Source organism: Actinomadura sp. NPDC049753 (assembly GCF_040674655.1).
Lineage (GTDB): Bacteria > Actinomycetota > Actinomycetes > Streptosporangiales > Streptosporangiaceae > Spirillospora > Spirillospora verrucosospora.
In genome coordinates this window covers 1-18751 of the sequence record NZ_JBFARL010000163.1, presented here as the reverse complement: position 1 = coordinate 18751, position 18751 = coordinate 1, and the positions used below count along the sequence as shown (strand labels likewise).

General features: G+C 68.1%; 9 protein-coding genes and 2 pseudogenes. 4 read left to right on the top strand and 7 right to left on the bottom strand.

All coding sequences use genetic code 11. The features are described 5' to 3' along the window. A partial coding sequence (locus AB0K37_RS31215; protein WP_363987078.1) for an N-6 DNA methylase occupies positions 1-1320 on the top strand: 1320 nt, incomplete at its 5' end. After that, positions 1320-2474: a hypothetical protein gene (locus AB0K37_RS31210; RefSeq protein WP_363987077.1), complete on the top strand. Its 1155-nt coding sequence runs from the start codon at positions 1320-1322 to the stop codon at positions 2472-2474. The genes AB0K37_RS31215 and AB0K37_RS31210, both read left to right, overlap by 1 nt. Before the next feature lie 114 nt (positions 2475-2588). Here the strand turns inward: AB0K37_RS31210 and AB0K37_RS31205 are convergent. Then, positions 2589-3551: pseudogene (locus AB0K37_RS31205) on the bottom strand (methyltransferase domain-containing protein). Between the two features lie 459 nt (positions 3552-4010). On the opposite strand from AB0K37_RS31205, the gene AB0K37_RS31200 reads away from it, so the two are divergent. After that, positions 4011-5768: a protein kinase gene (locus tag AB0K37_RS31200; RefSeq protein ID WP_363987075.1), complete on the top strand. Its 1758-nt coding sequence runs from the start codon at positions 4011-4013 to the stop codon at positions 5766-5768. Between the two features lie 270 nt (positions 5769-6038). On the opposite strand, the gene AB0K37_RS31195 is transcribed toward AB0K37_RS31200, so the two are convergent. The 3 genes and pseudogenes from AB0K37_RS31195 to AB0K37_RS31185 all read right to left on the bottom strand — a co-directional run. Beyond that, positions 6039-6230, bottom strand: coding sequence for a DUF397 domain-containing protein (locus AB0K37_RS31195; RefSeq protein ID WP_363987073.1), 192 nt, complete (start codon positions 6228-6230; stop codon positions 6039-6041). Next, positions 6221-6841, bottom strand: a complete 621-nt coding sequence (locus AB0K37_RS31190) for a DUF5753 domain-containing protein (protein WP_363987080.1) — start codon at positions 6839-6841, stop codon at positions 6221-6223. The genes AB0K37_RS31195 and AB0K37_RS31190 overlap by 10 nt, the downstream gene beginning before the upstream one ends. Continuing rightward, positions 6818-6973: pseudogene (locus AB0K37_RS31185) on the bottom strand (helix-turn-helix transcriptional regulator); the annotation flags it as partial. The pseudogene AB0K37_RS31185 and the gene AB0K37_RS31190, both read right to left, overlap by 24 nt. 191 nt (positions 6974-7164) lie before the next feature. Between AB0K37_RS31185 and AB0K37_RS31180 the strand changes: the two are divergent. After that, positions 7165-7563, top strand: coding sequence for an ATP-binding protein (locus tag AB0K37_RS31180; protein WP_363987072.1), 399 nt, complete (start codon positions 7165-7167; stop codon positions 7561-7563). 60 nt (positions 7564-7623) lie between these two features. Here AB0K37_RS31180 and AB0K37_RS31175 read toward each other — a convergent pair whose 3' ends face one another. The 3 genes from AB0K37_RS31175 to AB0K37_RS31165 form a co-directional block, all read right to left on the bottom strand. Then, the gene (locus AB0K37_RS31175) at positions 7624-11733 is read right to left on the bottom strand and encodes a DNA methyltransferase (protein ID WP_363987070.1); all 4110 of its coding nucleotides are present in this window, start codon (positions 11731-11733) and stop codon (positions 7624-7626) included. Next, positions 11733-14639, bottom strand: coding sequence for a DEAD/DEAH box helicase (locus AB0K37_RS31170; protein ID WP_363987069.1), 2907 nt, complete (start codon positions 14637-14639; stop codon positions 11733-11735). The genes AB0K37_RS31175 and AB0K37_RS31170 overlap by 1 nt, the downstream gene beginning before the upstream one ends. Positions 14640-14683: 44 nt before the next feature. Beyond that, a partial coding sequence (locus tag AB0K37_RS31165; RefSeq protein WP_363987067.1) for a helicase-related protein occupies positions 14684-18751 on the bottom strand: 4068 nt, incomplete at its 5' end.

Here is an 18751-nt window from a genome sequence, read left to right as displayed (position 1 = left end):
CTGCAGTTTCACGACGCCTGCCGCGTCGTGGCCGGACTCATGACTCTCAGGGACCAGGCACGAAACAATCCGCAGAGCGACCAGCATTCCTTGTGGAACTGGCTCTTGGCCCAAACGGACAAGACCCAGCAGCAGATAGGACTTTCGGTACGAAAATGCCTGCTCCGGTACCAAAACGGGGAAGACTACGGGTTCGTGCCGCGTTTTCCTCCAACGGCCGACGACGCGCTGCGTCGCCTTGTCAAGGCGATCCAGCGAGCCGGCCGCCTCGATGATTGCCTGGACCAATGCTTTCAGGACCTGTCCGAAGCGAACGCGAAAAGCGGGGATTATTTCACCCGCAAAGACGTCGTGCGGTTGATGGTGGCAGCGGCGGATCCTCAGGAAGGCCAGCGGGTGCTTGATCCGGTGTGCGGTTCAGGTGGATTGCTCATCGGCGCCGACCGCCACGTGTCCGAGAGCACGGACTGGCCGCCGAATCTCGAACTGACCGGCCAGGACGTGCACGCCTCCGCGCTCCATGTGGCGCGAATGAACCTGGCCGCCCGCGGCATCCACGCGCGAATTCCCGCGCCGGTGGACAGTCTCGCGCGGCCCGCTGAGTCGTCCTATGACATCGTCCTGGCCAACCCACCGTTCAACGGCTCGTGGCGTGCCGCACCGCGCACGGACGACCCGAGGTGGTCAGACGAGGCGGCGCCCCCTCAGGACAACGCGAACTTGGCATGGATCCTCCACATCGTGCACGCGCTCGCTCCTCGGGGCAGAGCGGCGGTTCTCATGGCGGAGGGGGCCGCGACCGGGGCACGACAGGTGGAGCAGCGGGTGCGCGGACGACTCGTCCAGGACGACGTCGTCGAATGCGTGGTGGCACTGCCGCCGGGCCTGTTCGCCCACAGCCGTGCCCCCTGCTGCCTGTGGCTGCTCAACACCGACAAAGGCCCCCGCGATGAGTGGGGAAGCAGTGACCGCCGGGGCAAGGTGCTCTTCATCAACGCGCGGAAGGCGTACGAACAGGCGCCGAGGCGTAGGCGTCGCCTCAGCCCGGAAGGGGTCGAGCAGGTGCTGCGGACACTCGGGGCGTGGCGAGAGGTGGACGGGCAATACCGTGACGAGGCCGGTCAGTGCCGTTCCGTCACCGCCGACGAGATCGCCGATCAGCGATACGACCTGCAGCCGCCGAGGTACACCGGTGAGCTCGGCATCGGCGATGCTCCGGAGCAGCGGCAGATCGACGAGCTCGCCGCCGAACTCCGGGACAGGTTCCAAGAGTCGCGCATCCTGGAGGCCGACCTGCTTCGAGTCCTGGACGAACTGTGATGCGCGCACTCGACCTTGAGGGCTGGCAGCGCAAGACGGTGCAGGAGGCCGCGGACCTGAAGGTCACCTACGGCCTTCCCGAACACGAGCTCCCCCGCGGCGGGGGAGTGATCAGAGCCGGTGACGTCCGCGACGGCCGCCTCTGGACGTCTCCCTCGGCCCCTGCCGCACCGCTGGACGGCAGGGACAACCGCGCCGTCCTCGCCGAGGGCGACCTGGTCGTGGTACTCGTCCGCCGGGTGGGTGACGCGGCGCTGATCGACCAGCGCCATACCGGCTGGGTGACGACGCGCTCGGTCGGCATCCTCCGCTCAAGCGACCATGACATCACCCGTTGGCTGAAGATCTGGTTCCAGACGCCCGTCGCCCGCGCCTGGTTTGATCGGCATGTGTCGGCGCACGTCGAGCCGACCCTGAGCATCGACCGGCTGAGGGCGATGGAGGTGGCCGTCCCTCCCCCCGGACGAATCGAAACCCTCAGCCGACTTGTCGAGTTGATCCAGCACAAAAGGGCCCTCAACCGGCGGATCGCCGCGGACGCCGTCACCCTGGCCGACGCTCATCACGCCCTGCTGGTGCGGCGGCATCGGCAGTCATGGACGCCTGCCACGTTCGGTGCCGTCACTTCGGTCATGACGGGTCGGCCAGGCCGATCGCAGGCCGACTTGAGCGGCGTCGCGACGTCCCGGATTGCGCCGGCCGACGTGCTGCGCGCGGATCCGCCCCACATTCAGGGAGGACAGGAGACGCATGCCGAGCCGGGGGACGTCTGCGAACCGGGAACCGTACTGGTCGCGTCACGACCCGAAGGGGCCCGCGCCGCACTGACCTGGTTCCGGACCACCCCCGCCCGGGGAGTGCTCGCGGTGCGCCCGTCCGATCCCTCGGATCGCTGGTGGCTGCTGCACGAGCTTCGTTCCAGAAGCGAGGAGCTCCCTAAGATCGCGCAAGGTCGGCAGGCAAGGGAGATCAGTCGACGCGCCTTCTCGCAGTTGGAACTGGCCTGGCCCGGTGACGGGGTTCGCCGGCAGTTCCAGGAAGTGGCCGAACCCCTTCACGACAGAGCCCGTTCGGCCCTTGAGGAGAACCGGCTGCTGAAGGAACTGCTCGATCGGGTGCTGCGGGACGTGTCCTCGATCGCAGCACGCATCTGACGCCATGACCCGTCGGCTCTCCCCTTCCGGAGGGGCCGGGGTGCGGGCTCCCATCGGCTCAGGTGGCGCGACGCCAGGGGACCCCGGGAGCCCTCCCTTCTCACGGGTCCGAGGTCAGGCGATGTCGCCGGGATGGTCCAGCCAGACGTGGTCGCCGACAGGTGACACGGTCAGGCCGAAGCGGTCGCGGCCGGGGCTGCGATGGGCGATCCAGTCGAAGTAGGCCGACACCGCCAGATCCCACAGGGGCCGGTCCCCGCCCTGCTCGACATCGAAGGAGTCACGGCCTGGCTCGTAGTGAGCTTCGGCCCACGCGTCCGCGCTCCGCAGGCGCAGCGTGTAGGCGACGCCATCGTGTGCGCCCCGGGCGCACACACCCGGTAGCGCAGCCCCCATCGCGAGATCGGCGCCCGCCGGGGCGTAGCCGATGGTCCGGGGGTCGATGTCGGTGCTGGACCGGTCCCCGTGCCGGTCGGAGGCGTCCCATTCGGGGTGCCGCTGCGCCCGCATCATCATGTACGAGGCGTAGCCGGTGAACCGGCCCACGGCGGTACCGTCCGGCATCACCACGAGCCGCAGTTCGTGGCTGGACCCGAACCCTGGGGCATAGGGCGTCACGATCACCCCGCCGGGGCGGGTCTGCCCCACCCACGCATACGGCACGCGGGCGACAGCGCACGTGGCGTGCACTCGGTCGTAAGGTGCTTCCTGCGACCAACCCTGAGCGCCATCCCCCACGATGAGCCGAGGCGAATGGCCCGCGCTCCCGAGATTGGCAGATGCCTGTGCCGACACCGCGGGATCGACCTCCACGCTGGTGACGTTCGCCGAGCCGACCAGACGCGACAGCAGCGCGGCCGTTCAGCCGGTACCGGTGCCCACGTCCAGCACGCGGTGCCCCGGCTCGACGTCCAGCGACTCTAGAAAGGACACGACGGTGCTCGACGCGGACAGCGACGAGGTGAAGCGGCCCGCACCGGTCGTGAGATCGGTCGTGCCGTGGTCGAGTTGGGTGGTGATCGCGTCGTCGCCGTAGACGAGATCAAGCCAACCTTCGGCGTCGGCCTCCTTGCTCACCCGGTCGCCTCGACGCGCTGCATGACGTCTCCCATCAGTCGATCACTTCCCCCGCTTGCCGTCGCCCTCGCCGTCCTTGTTCGGCGGCGGAATGGGCTTGTCCGGTTTGTGGCCCCCGCCGACAGTCCGGGGACGATGATGTGTTCCTAGGTGACCAGTTCAGCGGCTTCGGATTCCGGCTGGGGCCAGTAGAACCAGATCGGGAGCGGGTGGCCGATCCCGGGCGCGAAGGCACCCACCGGATCCGGATGCTGGAAGAATGGCGGCCATCCCCCTGACCCGTCACGGCGGAAGTACTCTGCGTCAGAGAATCACCCGGGTCATGCACCTGGGGACACACCTGTATCGGCCGGGGGCAAAATGAACTGGAGCGGAGCATGGTGATCCTCGAACGTCTCCATTCGACCCTGCGGCCCTGCTGACGCGAGGGACTCCCAAGTGGCCAAACGAGATGGGCGCGTGACGCTTCGGTATGCGGCGCGCTCCGACGTCGGCATGCTGGCTGCGGGTAACGCGGATTCGGCGTACGCGGGGGCGCACCTGCTCGCGGTCGCCGACGGAACTGCCGGTCGCCGCCGTACCGGCAAGGGAATGGAAGCGGACGACCTGTGGAGCCGGGAGCGTGATCTGGTCGGTGAATTCGCCAGTGCCGCGGTGATCTCAGAGCTGGGCGCCCTCGACAAGGACCTGCCGGCGACGGAGCTGCTGGCCGCGCTGGAGCACACGGTCAAGACGGCGAACGACAACTTGCACCGCATCGTGGAGTCCGACCCAGCTCTGCAGGGCATGGGGACGACGCTGACGGCGATGCTGTGGGCGGGCAACCAGGTCGCGCTGGTGCACATCGGGGACTCGCGCGCCTACCTGCTGCGCGACGGCAGCCTGTTCCAGATCACGCACGACCACACGCTGGTGCAGTCGCTGGTCGACGAGGGGCGGATCAGCCCGGACGAGGCGGCCTCGCACCCGCAGCGGGCGCTGCTGCTGCGGGCGCTGGACGGCCGCGGCGAGGTCGACCCCGACCTGTCGCTGCGCGAGGCGAAGGTCGGCGACCGGTACCTGCTGTGCTCCGACGGCCTGTCCGGCGTCGTCACCGCCGAGCCGCTCTGGCAGACGCTGACCCACGTGGACGACCCGGAGCAGGCCGTCCGGCTGCTGATCGACCTGGCCAACCGGGGCGGCGGGCCGGACAACATCACCTGCGTGGTCGCGTACGTCGTCAATGGTGTGCCGATCGGAGGCCCGATGAAGGTCGGCGCCGCGGCGGCCGGTCCCTCGCAACCGACGCTCAGGGATGGGGGCCCCTCGCAGCCGTCCATGACAAGGGACATGGAAGAGGCCACGGCACGTTCTCCGGCCCCCGTCGGCGAGCTGCTCACCGCGCAAGACCCACGGCAGGTGGCCGGATACCGGATTCTGCGGCGGCTCGGTGAAGGCGGAATGGGCCGGGTCTATCTGGCCCGGTCTAGAGGCGGCCGCCGTGTCGCGTTGAAGGTCGTCCTGCCCCATCTGGCGGAAACGCCAGGATTTCGCGCCCGGTTCGATCGCGAGGTCCGGGCGGCCCGCCTGGTCAGCGGCGGGTTCACCGCTCCGGTCCTGGACGCCGATCCGGACGCCGATCCGCCCTGGCTGGCGACCTCCTATGTCAGCGGCCCCTCGCTGCGCGAGGCCGTGCGCCGGCATGGGCCATTGCCACTTCTCACCCTGGAGATCCTGGCGGCGGGGCTCGCCGAAGCCGTCGCGGCGGTGCACAGCGCCGGCCTCGTCCACCGGGACCTCAAGCCGTCCAACATCCTGCTGGCCGCCGATGGACCCCGCGTGATCGACTTCGGCATCGTGCGCAACGCCGTTGGAGACACCACGGGCCTCACCCGTACGGGGGCGATGATCGGAACGCCCCAGTACATGTCCCCTGAGCAGTTCCGCGGCGAGCCGGTGGGACCGGCAACCGATGTCTTCTCCCTCGGCGCCGTGCTGGTCTTCGCGGCGACGGGGTCGCCGCCGTTCGGCAGTGGAGACGCCGCGACGCTCGGCTACAGGATCGTCCACACGGAACCGGACTTGACCCGCATCCCCGAGTCGCTGCGCTCCCTGGTGCGGGCCTGTCTCCACAAGGAAGCCCATCGGCGCCCGCTGCCGGACCGACTTCTGGAAGACCTGGGCGACCAGATCCTCGACTACGAGGATTCCTGGCTGCCAGCCGTACTACGCACGTGACCTCCCCGCCCGGCGGAGGAGACCGGGTCCAGCCGATCGCTGCCGGCGACGGGAACACCCGGCAATCAATGACTCCTCCGCACCCCGGGGCGCGCAGCCGTGGCTGTCGGTCAGAAGGTGCTGCGATGCCTGATCGAGGATCTGGACCCTCATCGTGGGCCCTGCCTGAGGGGAGGGCGGGGTGCGGCGGGTCGTCCAGGCCGAGGGACGGGACGCCCCGCCGCTACTCGGCGGGTGTCGGGGGTTGCGGGGGTGGTTCGTGCTGGGCGGTCAGTGCTTGTCGGTGGCGGACTGGACGGCCGTGCGCAGGGCCGCGCGGGTCAGTAGGAGGACGGGCCCGTCCGGGTCCTTGCTGTCCCGCACCGCCACCACCGCACCGGCCGCGTCCGCCAACTCGACGCACTCCCCGCCGTTGGGTCCGCTGTGTGTGCTCTTGCGCCACTTGGCGCTTGTCAGGTCCATCTCTCCTCGATGACCTTTCGAATCAGTTCACGCGACATCTCCTGCGAGAGCGCCTGAGAGCGGAGCTCGAACAAGGTTCGCGCCAGGCTAGACAGGTCTGCCGGGTTGTCTGTGGTGATACCTCGGATCGCTGTCTCGATGTACGCGATCTCGCTCCGATCCTCCATCGTCGCAACGACGAAGGCGCCCAGGACGCCCTCGTGCTCACCATTAGACAACACTACTTGAACCGTAACGTTGGGCAACAAACTCAGCTTCAGGAGGTGTTCGAGTTGTTTCCGCATCGTCTCGGGCGTGCCCACAAGGTTGTGGAGCACGTGTTCGTCGAGCAGAAGCGCGACGATCGGCGGGGTGGAGTCCTTGTCAGCGGTGAGGATGGCTTGACGGCTGATGCGAGCGTCTGCGGCCTCTTGGTTACCTCGCAGCATTGCCAATGCATAGGCCGAGGTCTGGGCCAGCCCAGGAATCACGGAATGCTGCCAGCAGACCAGCATGGCCGCGTCGGCCTCTATCTGCGGCCAGTCGAACCAGATCGGGACTGGGTGCCCATCCTTGTTCAGGTCCTCCCACAGGCTGATGAGGGAGCCGCCTGCTTCCAGGTAGTCGTCCACGGCGACCACGAATGAGCGAGTGGCGCGCTTCTTTCCGTTCTCGATGCGGCTGACCTGCGGGCCGCTCACCTTCGTCAGATGAGCGATGGTCTCCTGCTTGACGTCCTTGGCCTCTCTTAACCGGCGCATCTGACGGCCGAAGGCGACGAGGGCGGGCGACTCACGGGCGTTGGCGGCGCGGGGGCATGGTTCCTACCTCTCGGCGGAATCTGTCTAACTCCCGGGATGAACTACCACTGCCTGCCACCTGTCAGTGGTAGGCAAATCCTAGCCCGAAAAGTGGCTCACTGTGTGCTGTATGCCACACACAGTGAGGAGAGGTCATGGGGCAGGCGGCGACGCAGAACGAGATGGTGGTGAAGCAGGACCTTGCGGTCGTCGCGGAGGTGCGGCGGTTCGTGCGGCTGGTCACCGGTCAGTGGGGCATGGACGACTTCGTCCCGTGCCTGGTGGCCAGCGAACTGGTCACCAACGCCCTCCAGCACGCGGCGTCCGCAACGGACGACGACGTGATCTTGCGGTTGAGCCGCACCGAGGGCGACGCGCTGTGGATGGAGGTCCAGGACACCGCCTGCGGCCTCCCTCACATGCTGGCGGCCGACACGACCAGCGAGACGGGCCGTGGCCTGTTCATCGTCGACCAGTACGCCCGCTGCTGGGGCATCCGCGCCCTGGCCGACAACGCCGGCAAGATCGTCTTCGCGGTCATCGACCGCACCTGAAGACCAGCGGAGGGGCGTTCCCTACCGCCCGCCCCTCCGCTACCTACCGACGACGTCGGCTTACTCGTGCCGAGGCCCGTGCCCCGGCGGTGGAGTGAGTGTGGACGTGTAGTTCTCCCCATCCAGCAGCGGCCCGTCGAGATCAACGCCGACCGCAGCCATCCGGTCGTACTCGGCAAGCACGAGATCCTTCGTCCGGTACGTCCCGTACTTGGCGATCTCGTTGTTCTTCAGCCCCCCTCCGGAGTCGGACTGGAAAGTCTCCAAAATGTAGTTTGTGTCCTCACGATCGATCCCGTAGAGGTGGAAAAAGTAGGCGTCCAATTCGGCGCGAATCTGAGCCCTTCTTCCTTCGTCCCACTGGAACGGCTTCCCGGTGTCCCTGAGGTCACGCGCGAGTCCGGCCATGTCGTTAGCTGTGTATACGAGCTCGAGTACTCGCGGTGTCAAAAAATGTGTATGCGCAGTTAGGTCCTCGGGAGTAGGCACAGGAAGCTGCTTCCAAACAAAAAGCTTCAAATGCATACTTCCCGTTTTTTGACGACTCACGTAATCGAATACCAGCGAACTTTGCGCGGCAATCAGCGCAGACGCGAGTTCAGGGGCTACGTGCGGCAGCATCAGCGGAAATGTTTCCACGACGGCAGCGCGGGGAAGGAAGGTCGGGATGGCGGTACGCTCATTAACCGCCTTGGTGATGTCGCGCCAACCGCAAAGCCAATTCCTCTTCCAGTTGAGCTTCCCCAGACGAACGCTGACACCAGGGCTCTGAACCTCGCGCCCTCTCCTGTGTACAGGAATCATCCCGTCTTCGGCGATCCAGTAGCGTGGCATAGCCGAGCTGTCCGGGCGCGCCTTCTCTTCACTTCTCACTGCGACGCGATCTTCGTTGCCTGTGCCGAAGAAACTGTTCCATCGGTGGTCGAAGATGTGGGCCATTTTGCCCTCATATAGAGGGAGCATTCTTTCGTCGTTCCGCACGAAAACATTCCCCTGGAGAAGCCAGCCTTCGTTCTCGAGTTTCTGGCGTGTGTGGAAGAGGTCAGAGTCGTCTGTTGTATGAAAGAGGGTTGCTTTGAAGGATACTCTCCAAGTATTTTTGCTTGCTTGGTCCTCTTGAAGAATTGGGATGCGCCTATAAATGGCCGTGGTTATATCTGCGTCACGGCGAGTGCGGAACACGGGCAGGTTGCCAGTATTTGGATTGATGAGCTCGATTTCTCTGGGAGTGAGAGTGTATAGTCTGTTTGAGGCATCTAGATCGCCCGTGTCGAGCATGAAAAATGCGAGTTTGGCCTCTGGCTCCACCAGGGACTTGCCTACCATGGATAGGAGGCAGAACTTGAAGGTCGCATCGACGCCTTCGAAGATTAGTTTGCGATTCTCGAAGTCGTATAGATGCTTCACAGCACTTCGTTTGGCCAGGGAAGCGAACAGGTGCTGAGCTCCAGCGCTTGTCGCGATGGCTGTTTGGACGATGCAGCCGAAGCGTCCATTTGTTGCCACGACGGACTCAAATCGCTCGACAAAAAGCTGGTCCGTCTGAAGCATGGTGACCCCCTTAACTGTGAGTCCCTTTGCGCATTGGGGGAATGCGCCGGAATCGCCAGCGAAATGAAACGATGATTTCACTTTGCGACGCGCGGCCCGATATCGTCGACCTGCTTCTTGATTTTCCTCTATCCACTCGGCGATGCGAGTTCTGCGAGCCAAGCCGGAGATCTTCGCAATAGAGGGTTCGACAACGCTGAAGTACTTCTTGTCTTCGAAGTCGACCTTGTCCCATGGCGGGTTTCCGAGCACGCAGGAGAAGCCTCCTGTCCAGCCGGTGGCCGGGTCGATGTCCCCGCTCGATTCTTCGGCTGAGACTGTGAAGATTTCGGGAAACTCCAGGTGCCAGTGGAAGAAGTGGTACTGCTCGCTTAGCCGCGCGATCTCGTCGTGGACGTCCTGACCGGCGGCCGTCGCGTTGGGGTCCTGGAGGGCGCGGAAGACGTCGTGAGTGATTGGCGTCGGAGCATCCTTGGTTTTGTGCCACATGAAGGCGGCGCACCAGGCGTCCGCCACGTGGACGGCCTGGCTGTACTCCGCCGAGAACTTCCAATCCTCATACGCGTCGGCCTGACGGTGGACGTCCCGGAGGGTGTTAGACGGGGCGGCGGTGATGCGGCGCAGGCTTTCGGCGAAGGCGGTGTTGGCGACCTTCGTTTCCTCGAACAGGTCGAACAGGCCGCCCTGTCCCTCACGTTCCTTGTCGTTCTGCTTAGCGAAGAAGTTGGCGTAGGCAGCGTCGTCGCCCTCGACCGGCTTAAACGCCTTCGTCGGAATGCCGTCCTTCAGCAGGACTGGCGTAGCGCCTACGAGGCCATTGCCCAGCTTGATGTGGGCGTCCAGGAACCCGAGCGGCTTGCCGGGCTCCAGGGCCTCCAGCCACAGCGACACCTTGGCGAGTTCGACCGCCATCGGGTTGAGGTCCACCCCGTACACGCACCGTGCGATGACCTCGTGCAGCGCGTGCCGCACGGCGTCCAGGGTCGGTTCGGGGTTGCCCTCGCGGACGGCGGCGACGCGCTTGGCGATGCGGCGGGCCGAAGCGACGAGGAAGTGTCCGGAGCCGCAGGCTGGGTCGCAGACGGTCAGAGAGAGCAGTTCGGCGGTGATCGCCTCGGCAGGGTCGGGTTCCCCGGCTGCGGCGGCCTTTTCCTCGCCGCGCTTCTGGGCGTCGTCGATTACGGGATCGAGCGTGGAGTCGAGCAGCGTCTCGATCAGGGAACTCGGCGTGTAGTACGAGCCGGTCTTCTTGCGGTCGTTGCCGAGCCGGTCGACTAGCTCGAACGTCCGCTCCACGGCGCTGTGCTTGGGGACGAGTTCGAGGAGCGATTCGTAGATGGAGCCGAGCTCCTCCGAGCCCATGTTGCGGTAGTCGACCTGGCGCCAGCGCCGCGTGTCGCCGTCGTGGATGCGGGACAGGTGGCGGACGGCCTCCAGCAGGTGCACGTTCGCCAGGGCGAGGCCATGCAGCGGGGCGTCGGCGGGGGCGTCGTCGAAGAGGCCGCCGAGCCCGGGGAGGCCGAGTTCGGGACGTCCGTCCTCGTCGCCGAGCGCGTCCAGCACGATCTTGAGGGCCTGGTAGAGGTCGGTGTGCGAGGTCCCGCGCCGCCGCTGGGCCTGCTGCCGGAGCCGCGTGGACGAGAAGTACTTCTCGTACCGCTTGCGGACGTCGTCCGGCGTGTCCTTCGGGTGGAGGACGTCGCGGTCCTCGGCGACGAACAGGAAGATCAGCCGGTAGGCGAGGCGGAGCAGCGCGCCATGGAAGGCGTGCACGTCCAGGTCGCGCAGCAGTTCGGTGTTGGCGGGGTGCTTGAGGAAGCCTGTCCCGAGCGCGGTGATGGCCTTCTGCACGCCCTCGCGGTGGTGGTCGAGGGCGCGGGTGCCGGAGTCGATGGCGTCCGTCCGCCACTTCTCCAGCCAGCAGGCGGACGGGGCGGCGCCGTCGTCGACGGCGAAGCGGGAGGCGTGCAGGAGGCGGTACAGGAGTACGAACTCGCTGAACAGCTCCCCATCGAAAATGGCCTCAAGGTCGAATTCGACGTAGGCGGCGGTGGCGAGGGCGCTGGAGTCGCGCAGCAGCCTGAGCTGGCGTCCATTGGTCAGCACGGCCCACAGGTGGGCTTCGGTGCGGTTCAGGCATTCCTGCACGAGCGACTGCGGCGGGACGGTGCCGGGGCCGCCGGGTCGGTTGTCGAGTCGGGTGTTCCAGGCGGTCAGGTGGATCGGGACGTGCGTCCACAGGTGGCTGATCGCGAACGTCTTGGTGCCGTCGTCGGCGTCAATGCCGGACGCGCCGAGGGCGGTGAGGCGGCCGAAGCTCAGCTCGGCGAACAGCGGCTCCAGCCACTGGCGGATCGCGAGGCCGGTGGGGTCGGCGGGTGTCTCGGCCTCCGGCGCGACGGGCAGCTTGCCGCGCAGGTCCTTCCACACCGACTTGAGGTAGTCCCAGTGGCGTTCGGCCTCGTCGGGGACGGAACGGGAGCCGAAGATGTCGTAGTCGGCGGGCTTGGAGCCCTCGACGTCCTTGCCCTCCGAAATCCTGACGAGCATGTCGGCCGGGAGGAGCCCGCCGATGGTGTGGACTGAGGAGAAGATCTGGGTGCGTGCGGTGGCGGACATCAGGCGATACCTCCGGAGACGGCACCGGTCACGGGCAGGTACACGTAGGCGCCGAGGATGTCGGCGGGCCGCTGCGCCTTGACGTCCACGCCCCGGATGATCTCGCCGGCGGCGCTGCGGACGCGGCGGTGCGAGTCGCGCAGTTCGGCGGCGAGCTGGTCGCCGTACTCGTTGAGATGCTCCGTGGCGTCGGGCAGGGCGTCCAGGACCCGTTTCATCGTCCGCTCTCCGAAGGTGGGATCGGTGTTCTCGTCGGCAGTGGCATCCAGAAGGCGCGCGGCGGTCTCGGGCGGCAGCCAGGTCCCCTCGGCGGGGGAGCCCTCGAAGGCGAGGAGCCGGGCGTCCTCGGCGACGAGCTGCCGTTCGCCGACGCGGGACGGCAGCGTCAGGTGGAACCGGTAGCGGACGAGCAGCAGGGTCGTCCGGGTGGAGACCGCTCTCGTCCGGATGACACCGCAGCGGCGGGCCGGGCGGGGGCCGTCGGTCTGGGAGTCGAGGGCGGCGTTGAGGAGGTGACCGGCGAGCGCGCCGACGACCGGGTCCGTGCGGACGAGCGCCGCCTCGCCGCGCGTCACCGCCGACACGGTCCGGAACGGGACCTGCTTGCCGTTCTCGATGATCCCGCCGCCGAGAATCGGTGCGAGCACGTCGCGGAGCCCGACGGGGCTTCCGCTCAGGTCGGCGCCGAAGTCGCCGGGGGCGTCGCCGCCCTCGTAGAGGACGCCGTCAAGGGCGGTGAGGGCGTGGCGGACGAAGCCGCGGATCTCGCCCGCATCGCCGAGCGCGTCCCGGGTGGCGTCGACCTCGCGCTTGACCTCCTCGGGGCGGATGGTGTTCTGCGCGAACCGGGAACGGGACGCCTTCTCGCGCTCAGCCGTGGAGTTCCACTCCTGTTCCAGTTCGGCGGCCTTCTCGCTGACGGCCTTGACGTCCTCGGCGCCGAACAGGGCCTCCTGCTCGCCGCTCTCCCTGCGCATCAGCAGCCACTCGACGATCGCGTCCGTCACGCCGGAGGACGCCTCGTCGGGCACGGAGACGGAGATGCCGAGGTCCTGCCAGATCTGGCGGTGCTTGCGGATCAGGACTTCCAGGACCTTGCCGTCGATGCCGTTGTCGCTGCCGTAGAGGGTAATGACCTTGACCTCGTCGCGCTTCTGGCCGTAGCGGTCGACGCGTCCCTCGCGCTGGTCGTGGCGGGCCGGGTTCCACGCCAGGTCGTAGTGGACGACGGCGTCGAAGTGGTGCTGCAGGTTGACGCCCTCCGACAGGCAGTCGGTGGCGACGAGGACGCGGCGGGCGTCGGGGTCGTCGGACGTCTCGTCGGCGAGGTCCTCGATGCGCTGGAGGCGCTGCTGCGGGGACAGGGTTCCGGTCACGGCTCGTACGACGGTCTTCCTGCCGAGCTTGCCGGCGAGGTGGTCGCGGACGTACTCGGCGGTCGGGATGTAGCGGCAGAAGACGATCGGGTGGTAGCCCTCCTTGAGCAGCGCCTTCAGGTGCTTGATTAGGGCTTTTAGCTTCAGGTCCTCGGCCGGGCCTTCGAGGTCGGCGGCGCGGTCGGCGAGCGCGGCCAGCCTCGCCCCGGCCCCGCCGGTCTCCGGGTCCGTCTCGGCGCCGGGGGCGACGTCCAGGCCCTCCAGCGCGTCGTTGTCGGCGGAGTCGCGGGTCAGCGGCGCGCCCAGCTCGTCGGCCTCCTCCGCGGTGGCGGCGGACGCGGTGGCCGATCGGGTCCGCAGGGTCTGCGCGGCGGCGCGCGGCGACGACACCAGGGACCGCAGCAGCGCGATCGCCGACCACCAGGCGATCCGGGCCTCGCGCCTGCCCTGCTCCCCGGCGACGGTGACCCGCTCGCTCGCGTAGCCGATCGCGTCATCCAGCAGCGACCGGTACGCGGGCGACAGCTTGTAGGTCTCGTCCTTGAAGAACCGGTCGGCGGGGAACTCGGTCTCCTCGTCGAGGTACTTGCGGATGTCGGCGCGGCGGCGCTGCACGAAGTGCAGGGCGAGGCGGGCGCGGTCGGGGCCGCTGTTCATGTCCAGGTCGCCGAACTCGGGTTTCAGCAGGGCGAGCAGGTTGCGGAACGCGGCCTCCTTGCCGCTGTGCGGGGTCGCCGTCACCAGCAGCAAATGGCGGGCCTTGTCGTCGGCGATGCGCTGGAGCAGCTCGTAACGTCGCTGGCTCTGCTGGGACGTGTGGTCGTCGGCGGCGACGCAGGTGTGGGCCTCGTCCACGATGACCAGGTCGGGGCAGCGGCGGACGAAGTCGTCGCGGTGCCGGTGCGACTTGATGAAGTCCGTGGAGACGATCACGTGGCGGTGCTTGTCGAACAGGGACTGCCCCATGTCCAGGTCGCGTTCGAGCCGGGTGACCGTGGAGGACAGGACCAGCTCGGCGTCGATGCCGAACTTGGCGCGCAGCTCCTCCTGCCACTGCTCGGCGAGCGCCGGCGAGCACAGCACCGCCAGGCCCTTCGCCTCGCCCTGCGCCAGCAGCTCACTTGCGATCAGCCCGGCCTCGACGGTCTTGCCGATGCCGACGTCATCGGCGATCAGCATCCGGACGGTCTTCTGCCGCAGCGCCATCATCAGCGGGACGAGCTGGTAGGCGCGCGGCTCCACCGCGATCCCGGCGAGCGAGCGGAACGGTCCCGCGCCCGACCGGAACCCGATGCGCATCGCGCTGCGCAGCAGGCCCGCCGCGCGGAAGTCGCCGAGGTCCCGCGGCGACGGCGCCGCGAACTCCGCTCCCCGCACCTCCTCGAAGGCCGGGAACACCGCCGCGATGTCGTCGTCGGCGCCGCCGAGAGGGCGCAGCACCAGCATGTCCGGGGCGCTCTCCGGCAGCACGACCCATTCTCGGTCGCGGACCGAGACCAGGGAACCGGGGGTGTAGTCCGTCGTCGTCAAAAGGACCTCGCGTGGGGGGTTCGTCGAGTGTCTTCACATGTGGGTCAAGCGGTGGGAGAGGCGCCGAACCAGCTCGGGGTCTCGGCGACGATCGCGTCCCAGTCGGCGTCGTGGGGGAAGCGGAGGACCTCCCAGCCGCGGTTGCCCAACCGCTGCTCCGCCTGGCGGTCGCGTTCCCTGACGTTGGCGTGCTGGTGGACGGGACCGTCGACGAACACCGCGAGCGTCACGCCCTGCAGCCGGTACACGAAGTCGGGGCGGGCCTGCGCGTCGGCGACATAGGTCTGTGCCTCGTCGGGCATCCGCAGACCGCGCTCCTTCAGCCAGGTGACGAACCGCTTCTCCAGCGAGGAGTCCGACTGGCGAGACAGGCGCTCGAGCTGATCGGTGCGGGACTCGCCGCGTCCCGTCGCGGTGGTCTTCGCATCGGCAAGGCGCACCAGCAGGTCCTTGATGGCGTGCCGGTCGATCGCGCCGTGGTCGAGCTGGTTGCCGTAGGTGAGCAGGCAGTCATAGCAGCCGCGGGCGCACGGCCGGTCCGGATGCGGGCCGCCGAGGTCATCGCCGTTCTCGTCGAAGTGGCAGATGTCCAGCGCCGCCTTCGCGGCCTTCCTGAGCGCGCCCGGCATCGACTGCATCAGGCGCAGCACACCGGCGCCGCCCTCGGCAGCCTCCGTGAACAGCATCCGGTCGCGGGGGCCGTCATCGGGCGGCAGCAGCTCGCTGGACAGCTCCGAGTCCTCCAGCTCGAACGCCGCCTCGATCCCGCGCTCCAGCGCGTACATCAGCGACAGCGCGACCGGGTACTCCAGCGGTTCGGTGAGCTGTGCGACGAGGATGTTGCGGCGGTCCTGCACGTACGGGATGACGCGCTTCTTGCGCTTCTTCTCGTTGCCGTCCGTGTCGACGACCGGCATCTCGCTGGAGTCGCCAGACGCCTCCGAGGCGGCCTTCTCGGTCATCCACTCGCCGGTCGCGGGGTCGAGCCAGAAGCCGTCCGGCTCGCCGTCCTTGGCGCGCAGCCGGCCCAGGTTGGTGATCCGGACCGTCGCCGAGTCGCCGAAGGACACCGTGGCGATGGTTCCTTCGTGATCGGTGATCAGGGCGTCCTGGCGGCCCGCGCGTGCGCCGTGGTCGGCGAACCGGTACGACGTGACGAGCCGGAAACCCGCCCTGCGGCGCTCCTCCTCGTCGGAGGAGATCCGCGCGCGGGCCTTGGTATAGACGGTGTGCATCTGCAGCAGCCCGTATTTGGCCTCGGGCAGCAGCTCGTCGCACATCTGGCAGCGGTCGGCGCCGTCGGTGGAGTCGTGGTGGTAGCCGCAGGCGGCGCAGCGGCGTGCGTCGGAGGTGACGACATCGCCCGTACCGCCCGGCGGGAGCTGAATCCGGGTCACCTGGTAGCGGGAGCCCTCGTGGTAGATCAGCGCACCAGGCCCGAACTCGCGGATGGCGAGGAACCGGGGGCGCTGGAGGTAGTCGCCGTCCCGGAAACGGCGGTCCTGCATGTTGATGTACGCGGCCAGGGGGAGCCGGGGGAACGAGTAGCCCGGCAGGAAGCCCTCGCTGGCCAGGTAGCGGTGCGGGCCGAAGTCCGACAGGACCGACCGGCTCTCCGCCGACTGGTTCTTCAGCAGGTCGAGCTGCGTCTCGGCCTCCCGGCGCCGGCCGACGGCGATCTTGTTGTCGCGGTCGGAGAGCGTGGTGTCGAGGACGCGGCGGTTCTGCTCCGCCTGGTCCACCAGCGCCGCCTTGAAAAGGTCCCGCCAGCGGTCGAAGGCCCGGTTGAAGCGGTCGGGAGCGCGTTCGACCGTGTCCTCGATCCAGGTGTCGTCCCACCAGACCGTGGCGGCGAAGTCGTCCAGCAGCCCGCCGAACACCTTCTTGGCCGCCGCCACGGCGCGCCTGCGCGCGGCCTCGCTGCTGATCGCCTGGACGACCGTGTCGTGCAGGGGGAGAGGCGGGTCGGGGCGGCGGGAGTCCTCGTCGTAGCCGATGTCGACGATCGCGGGGATGTTGTTGTGCAGCTCCAGGCCCGTCTCGGCGAGCCAGATCGCCTGGATGTGCGACCGGACGAGGTCCTCGTTCGCCAGGTCGAGGCGCGGCGGCGCGACCGCGCCCGCCACCATCCGCGCGGACCGCCGGAAGTAGTACTGGTCGTGGCTGTTGCCGGTCGCGCAGTAGGTGGTGACGAGCGCCGGCTGCCCGGACCGTCCCGCCCGCCCGCTGCGCTGGGCGTAGTTCGCGGGCGTCGGCGGCACGTTGCGCATCATCACCGCGTTGAGGGCGCTGATGTCGACACCCAGCTCCATCGTGGGCGAGCAGTACAGCAGCTTCAGCTTCGCCTCGCTGAACGCCTCCTCGCGCCTGCGCCGCTCCTCGGGGTCGACCTGGGCGGTGTGCTCGCGGGCGATGAGGCCACCGAGCTCCGCGGCGGTCTCGCGGTACAGGTCCCGGAAGAAGACGTTGACGCGGGGGCCGTCGCCGCTGGCGTAGGTGCGGGTGAGGGGGTCGTGGGCGCCGACCTCGCCCGTCCCGGCCCGCCACACCAGGCACGCCGCCGAGACGCGGTAGCCGGTCACGGTCGGGCCGGTGGGCCGGCGGCCGCGCTTGGCCCACCCGGGCGTCACCGACACCTCCTTGACCAGGTTCGCCTTGGTCAGAACCGTGAGCAGCTCCTTGATGAGCAGCTGGGCGTCGTCCACTGACAGGTCACTGAAATGCACGCGCCGCAGGTACTTGCCGAACTTGTTGGACCCGGACAGGAACAGGCCCGAACGGTCGAGGCCGGGCCGCGCCTTCTGCGGGTAGGCCGTGCCGACCTTGGGTTCGTCGCTCCTCGACAGGACCCACGGGTCGGCGAGCCGCTCCTCGCTGGCGCGGCGGAGGCTGTCGAAGTCGTCCCGGAAGTACTGGACGTCGATGGCGAGGGAGCGGCGCATCTCGTCCAGCAGCGCCCGCATGATCTCGGCGCGGCGGCCCGGCTCGGCATCGCGCAGCGCCTGGTGCTTCCCTTCCCAGCGCTCCTCGTTGGCGGCCAGCCAGTCGAGGTCCTCGTAGTCGATCTTCAGTAGGCCCGTCTGCTCCAGGTTGGGCATGGTGACGCGCCAGCCGCGCTCAAGGTCGAGGTAGAGCTGGAACGCGACGACGTCCCGCAGCGTCCGCGCCGCGTTGCGCGCCATCGACGGGGGCAGGTCGGACGAGCCGGTGTAGTCCGCGACGTCCAGGCCGAGGGCGCCGACGACCCTGGACGCCAGGTCCTCGTGGCTGATGCCCTCCTCACCCGCTTCGACCGCCGCCCGGTAGAGCGCGCCGCGAAGCTGGGTGATCTGGACGAAGTCGTTGAAGTGACCGGCCTGGAGGGAGGCGTCCTGCCGGTTGTCGACGAAGGTGAGCAGCTTGCGGGCTTCCTTGACCAGTGCCCCTTCGGGCACCGCCCGCAGGAACCGGATGATCGAAGCCGACACCAGCGACGTCGCCGAGGAACGCCCCTCCTGGTCGAGAGTTGCCAGCTTGGCGAAGTCCTTGCCGCGAACCTGTTCGTAGCTCACCCCGCAGTGCAGGCAGAACCGGAACGGCGCGGGGATGAACGCGGCGTCCAGTTCGCCCTGGCCCTCGACACCATAGGGATCGACGCGGACGGGCACCGGGAGCTTCGAGCGGTGGTTGGTGCGCACGATCTCCTGGCCGGTGTCGTCCACCTCCAGCCACGACTCGGGCACCCGGCGGTCGTTGATCGCCTCTTCGACGGTGCGCGGCCACGGCCGGCCCGAGTCGACGTACAGGTAGCCGTCGCCCTCACGGCCACCCGACGCCGCGGTGTCGCGGCGCGGCCCGTAGCGGACCATGCCGTCCTTCTCCGTCCGCCACACGGTCAGGTACTCCTGGCCGCACTCCCGGCAGAACGCCAGCGGCAGGAGGATTTTGCCGTCCGTGTCCGGCTGGACGAGCTGGTAGTCGCGGGTGAGGTGCCGCGTCGCCGGGTCCTCCAGGGTGACGTAGACGGTGTCGCCCTTGGACAGGAACTGGTGCAGCCGGAACGCGAACAGGGGCCGTTCGGTCACCGAGTGCTGGGCCTCCGAGCCGGCCTCCAGAGTGCGGCGGATCGCCTG

Bases quoted from the DNA above. Each gene is read 5' to 3' on its own strand.
- AB0K37_RS31210 (WP_363987077.1), top strand. From the start codon at position 1,320: ATGCGCGCACTCGACCTTGAGGGCTGGCAGCGCAAGACGGTGCAGGAG.
- AB0K37_RS31195 (WP_363987073.1), bottom strand. From the start codon at position 6,230: ATGGACCTGACAAGCGCCAAGTGGCGCAAGAGCACACACAGCGGACCC.
- AB0K37_RS31180 (WP_363987072.1), top strand. From the start codon at position 7,165: ATGGGGCAGGCGGCGACGCAGAACGAGATGGTGGTGAAGCAGGACCTT.
- AB0K37_RS31175 (WP_363987070.1), bottom strand. From the start codon at position 11,733: ATGTCCGCCACCGCACGCACCCAGATCTTCTCCTCAGTCCACACCATC.